Source organism: uncultured Cetobacterium sp. (genome assembly GCF_947038635.1).
In the GTDB taxonomy this organism is placed as follows: Bacteria; Fusobacteriota; Fusobacteriia; order Fusobacteriales; family Fusobacteriaceae; genus Cetobacterium_A.
The window spans coordinates 1-5,697 of record NZ_CAMQXC010000133.1; the positions used below are offsets into that span (position 1 = coordinate 1).

Annotated in this window: 3 protein-coding genes and 1 riboswitch; all 3 genes read right to left on the reverse strand. The window is 29.4% G+C overall.

Annotation, left to right across the window (positions count from 1 at the left end):
* Positions 1–9 precede the first annotated feature (9 nt).
* From Q0V08_RS10245 to purE, 3 genes are read right to left on the reverse strand one after another with little or no spacing between them, the layout of a single operon-like run.
* Positions 10–3,717, reverse strand: coding sequence for a phosphoribosylformylglycinamidine synthase (locus tag Q0V08_RS10245; RefSeq protein WP_297434484.1), 3,708 nt, complete (start codon positions 3,715–3,717; stop codon positions 10–12).
* Positions 3,718–3,726: 9 nt separating this feature from the next.
* Complete coding sequence (gene purK / locus Q0V08_RS10250; protein ID WP_297434486.1) at positions 3,727–4,818, reverse strand: 5-(carboxyamino)imidazole ribonucleotide synthase; 1,092 nt, start codon at positions 4,816–4,818, stop codon at positions 3,727–3,729.
* Positions 4,805–5,272, reverse strand: coding sequence for a 5-(carboxyamino)imidazole ribonucleotide mutase (gene purE, locus Q0V08_RS10255; RefSeq protein WP_297434488.1), 468 nt, complete (start codon positions 5,270–5,272; stop codon positions 4,805–4,807). The genes purK and purE overlap by 14 nt, the downstream gene beginning before the upstream one ends.
* 267 nt (positions 5,273–5,539) lie before the next feature.
* Positions 5,540–5,640: riboswitch (purine riboswitch) on the reverse strand.
* Positions 5,641–5,697 lie beyond the last annotated feature (57 nt).

The following is a 5,697-nucleotide window of genomic DNA, read 5'->3' on the forward strand; positions in this document are numbered from 1 at the left end:
ATTGTGTTATTACTTGTCCATTTTCAAATAATTTATTTGCAAACTCCTCACATTAGTAAAAATATCTTGCATCTTATTTCCATCTATATTTTTTAATAGTCCATCCTCATATCTTTCTGAGTGTCCCATCTTTCCTAATATTTTTCCACATTTAGAAACTATCCCTTCTATTGCGTATGTTGATCCATTTAAATTATAATTTTTATCCATTGTCACTTGATTATTTTCATCACAATATTGTGTTATTACTTGTCCATTTTCAAATAATTTATTTGCAAACTCCTCACTTACTACAAATTTCCCCTCTCCATGAGACATTGGTATATTATGAGTTTCTCCTACAGTAAATGAGCTCATCCATGGAGAATTGTTTGAAACAATTTTTGTACTAACTACTCTTGATACATGTCTGTTTATATCATTTCTAAATAATGTCGGTGAGTCTTTAGTTACACTATCCACATCTCCATAAGGTAATAACCCTGATTTTATAAGAGCTTGGAATCCATTACATATTCCTAACACCAATCCATCATTTTCTAAGAATTTTTTCATGCTCTCTTTTATTTTTTTATTTTGTAAAATATTTGCTATAAACTTTCCAGAACCATCTGGCTCATCCCCTGCACTAAAACCTCCAGGAATCATAAATATTTGAGCTGATTTTATTTTTTCAGATAAGGTATCTATACTCTCTTTTATCTCTTCAACACCTAAATTGTTAAACACATATATTTCAACTTCCGCCCCAGCTCTTTCAAAAGCTTTTTTAGTATCATATTCACAATTTGTACCTGGAAAAACCGTTACTAAAACTTTTGGTTTATCATAAAGTTTTTTAGCTTTAAACTCTCTTTTAGTAATATACTCTTTTTCAATTACTTCTCCAGTTGTTTCTGCTGTGTATGGATATATTTTACTGTATCTCTTTTCCCATATATTTATTAAAGATTCTATTTCAAACTTTTCTCTATTTAATTCAATTGTTTTTTCATCAATTGTTGTTCCCAAAAGAATTCCATAATCTAATTCTTTAACTGATTCTACTACCATATCTCCTGGCATTAAATTAAATAGATTTTCTTTTGTTTCAATTTTAGCTCCAATTTTATTTCCAAAAGACATCTTTATAACAGCTTCCGCTATTCCACCAAACTTTATTGTTGATGCTGATATTACCTCTTTTGATTTTATTGAATTTTCTAGTAGCTCAAAATTTTCTTTTAATCTCTTATAATTTGGTAAATCTCCAGAAAGTCGTTCACTTTTTATTAAATATATTTTATTTCCTGCTTCTTTAAACTCAGATGATATTATATTTTTCACTCTCTCTGTTGTTACTGCAAAAGATATCAAAGTTGGAGGTACGTCTAAATCTTTAAAAGTTCCACTCATACTATCTTTTCCACCTATAGCTGGAGTTTCGAACTCAAGTTGTGCTTCAACTCCTCCTAATAATGCAGCAAAAGGTTTTCCCCATCTTGTTGAATCTTTTCCTAATTTTTCAAAATATTCTTGAAAAGATAATCTTACTTTTTTATAACTTCCACCTAATGCAACAATTTTTGCTAAAGATTCTATTACTGCATACTGAGCTCCTAAATATGGAGAGTATTCTGATATTAGTGGGTTATAACCATAAGTCATTATTGAACAAGTATTTGTAAATTTATCTGTTGGAAGCTTTTGAACACTTCCCTCTGACTCAGTTAATTGATACTTTCCTCCATATGGCATCAGTACTGTACTTCTTCCTATTGAAGCATCAAACATCTCAACCATTCCTCTTTGAGAAGCTACATTCATATCTTGTAAAATTTTTTCTACTTTTTCTTTTATATTCGTTACTTGGTTTTCTAAAAATGGATTTTCTTTTTCTGAAGATACAACTGTTACATCTTGAATTTGTCTAACACCATTTGTATCTAAGAAATCTCTTGAAATATCCACAAGTGTTTCATTTTTATATTTTATTACTAATCTTTCTTCTTCTGTTATTACAGCTACCAATGCGGACTCTAAGTTTTCTTCTTTAACTAACTTTTGAAATTTTTCTACATCTTTTGCTTCTACTACTACAGCCATTCTTTCTTGAGACTCTGATATAGCTAATTCAGTTCCATTAAGCCCTAAGTATTTAACTGGTACTGTATCTAAATTTATTTCTACTCCTCTTGCAATCTCTCCAATAGCAACACTAACTCCACCTGCTCCAAAATCATTTGATTTTTTTATAAGCTTTGTTACTTCTGGATTTCTAAATAACCTTTGAATTCTTCTCTCTACTGGTGCATTTCCTTTTTGAACCTCTGATGAACATTTAGTTAATGACGTTTCATTATGTTCTTTAGATGATCCAGTTGCTCCTCCTACACCGTCTCTCCCTGTTTTTCCTCCAAGTAAAATTACTATATCACCTGGAACAGGGCTTTCTCTTCTTACATATTCTTTTTTTACTGCTCCAACAACTGCCCCAACTTCCATTCTCTTAGCTTTATACCCATTATGATAAATTTCTTTTACGAAAGTTGTTGTTAACCCTATCTGATTTCCATATGAAGAATATCCATGAGCTGCTCCTTTAGATATTTTTTCTTGTGGTAATTTATTTGCTAATGTTTCCTCTATGCTTTCAGTTATATCTCCTGCTCCTGTAACTCTCATAGCTTGATAAACGTATGCTCTTCCTGATAGTGGATCCCTTATTGCTCCTCCTACACAAGTACTTGCTCCTCCAAATGGTTCAATCTCTGTTGGATGATTATGAGTTTCATTTTTAAACATCAATAACCATTTTTCTAATTCTCCATCAACATCTACTTCTATCTCAATACTACATGCATTTATCTCTTCTGATTCCTCTAAATCATCTAATTTTCCCATTGACTTTATATATCTTCCACCAATTGTTGCCATATCCATTAAAGTTAAAGGTTTATCTTCTCTACCTAATTTTATTCTCATATCTATATATTTTTCAAAAGCATCTTGAATATTTTTTGTTAAATCTCCACATTCAATTTTTATATTTTTTAAATACGTTTCAAATGTTGTATGTCTACAATGATCAGACCAATAAGTATCTAAAACTTTTATCTCAGTTTCTTTTGGATCTCTTTTTTCTTCGTCTTTAAAATAATTTTGAATATGTTTTAGGTCTTCAAGACTCATAGCTAATCCATGTTCTGATAAAAATTTTTCTAATTCTTCTAAGCTTTTATTTATAAATCCTACATAAGTTGGTACGGGTTCTATATCAACATTCTCTTCTAATATTAAAATATTTAAATTTTTTTCTCTAGTTTCTATAGGATTTATCAAATAATCTTTTATTTTATCAAAACTTCTTATCTCTCCATGAAAAATTAAAAGCTTACCACTTTTTATCTGAACACCAGCTTTATTATTTAATAACATTAAGCATTGCTCTGCAGAATCAGCTCTTTGATCATATTGTCCTGGCAAAAATTCCATTGCTAAATATTTTTTTCCATCTAAATCAACTTCTTCATAAACATCATCTGTCACTGGTTCAGATAAAACTTTATTTTTTAAAAGATTTAAATCCTCCTCTGTACAGTTAAAAATATCATATACATTATATAAATCTATTTTACTTATTCTATCCTCTTTTAAATTTTCTAAAAGCTCACTCTTTAGTCCTAAACTCTCTACTTGAAATCCATCCTTTTTCTTAACAAATACTCTTTTATTCATTATTCCTCCCTAAAATGAATCAGCTTTTGAAATTAGCTCTTCTAGATTTTCACCACAATAGTTTATATGGCCCATTTTTCTATCCTTTTTCCACTCTGACTTTCCATATATGTGAACGTTAGTATTGTCCTCTTTTTTAATTTTTTTTAATTTCTCTTGATCTTCACCCATTATATTTAGCATTACTACTTGTGTTAAAAGTTTTATTTCAGGTAATTTTTCACCTAAAATCCCCATTAAATGGATATCAAACTGAGAATAATTACACGCATCCATTGTATAATGAGCACTATTATGAGGCCTTGGTGCCATTTCATTGAAATATATTTCATTCTCTTTAATGAAAAATTCTATTCCTAATGGACCATATATGTTTAATCTCTTTATAATCTCCTGAGATGTTCTTTCCACTTCTTCTAAAATATCTTTCGATACTCTTGCAGGAACTATAGTTTTATTTAAAATTCCATTTTTATGGATATTTTCTCCAATTGGAAAGCTTACTATGTCTTCATTTATTCCTCTAACAACTAAGCATGAAACTTCTTTATCAAATTTAATCATCTCTTCTAAAATATACTCTATATTTTCATTCAGATTAATACTTTTTAAATCTTTTTCTTCTAATAACTTCCACTGGCCCTTTCCATCATATCCTCCTGAACAAGTTTTTAAAATAGATGGATATCCAATTTCGTCAATAGCTTTCTTTAACTCCTCTAAATTTTTAACACCTTTAAATTTTGCAGTTTTAACTCCAATCTCTTTTACCGCTTCTTTTTCTCTAACTCTATGTTGACTTAAATATAATGGTCTTTTTCCTTGAGGAATATTTCCACTATTTTCTTTTAAGTACTCTATTATTTCACTTGGTACATTTTCAAACTCATATGTTATCACATCAGTAATTTCACATAACTTTTTTAAACTCTCTTTATTATTGTATTCAGCTTTAATATGCTTGTCAGCACTAAACCTTCCACATGAATCTGGATTAGGATCTAAAATTATCGTTTCACAGTTTAATTTTTTTCCTGAGTCACACAACATCTTAGCTAGTTGTCCACCACCTAAAATTCCAATTCTTCTAGATTTTTTCATCTAAAATCATCCTTTCCATATTTTCTCTATATTCAACAATTTTTTCTGCTAACTTTTCATTCTTTAAAGCTAATATCTTTATAGCTAATAATGCCGCATTTTTAGCTCCTCCTATTGCTACAGTTGCCACAGGAACACCTTCAGGCATTTGAACAATTGATAAAAGTGAATCTATTCCTTTTAAAATCTTACTTTCAATAGGTACTCCAATAACTGGTAAGTCAGTTAAACTAGCAACCATCCCTGGTAAATGTGCTGCTCCTCCCGCTCCCGCTACTATAACTTCTAACCCTCTTTTTTTAGCTTCTTTCGCATAGTCAAACATTAAATTAGGAGTTCTATGTGCTGAAACTATTTTTATCTCATATTCAACTCCAAAATCTTTTAAAATATCTACACATTCATTCATAGTTGGTAAATCAGATTTACTTCCCATTATTACACCTATTTTCACTCTTTATCCTCCCTAAAGTTAAAAATAAAAAACGCACATTACTAAAAAGGTTACAACTATCCCTTTTTAATAATCTGCGTTTTTACACACTTATTCCATTTATTAGTTTTTTTATTTTTTATCTTTTCTTTTTTATGTTTTCTCGTTATTATTAACACTTGATTGACTCCCCTTTATTTTTTGGGTCAACAAAAAAAGTCTATAAAAAAAGGAAATTACAACAGTAATTTCCTACAAGATTAAATTTAAAATATATCAAAAAAACATACATTCAAAATTCATCCTTGTAGTCTGCCAATTTACGGTAGCAGGTAGAGACTCGTTGACCTTATTTCAACTATTATACAAGTTTTATTTATTTTGTTTTTTAATACTTTTCCTATTTCAATACTAACACACTGTTCTATTTTTTTCAACTATTATTT

What these genes read in the sequence shown, in the direction of transcription:
- Q0V08_RS10245 (WP_297434484.1), bottom strand. Translation starts at nt 3,717, where the DNA reads ATGAATAAAAGAGTATTTGTTAAGAAAAAGGATGGATTTCAAGTAGAG.
- purK (WP_297434486.1), bottom strand. Translation starts at nt 4,818, where the DNA reads ATGAAAAAATCTAGAAGAATTGGAATTTTAGGTGGTGGACAACTAGCT.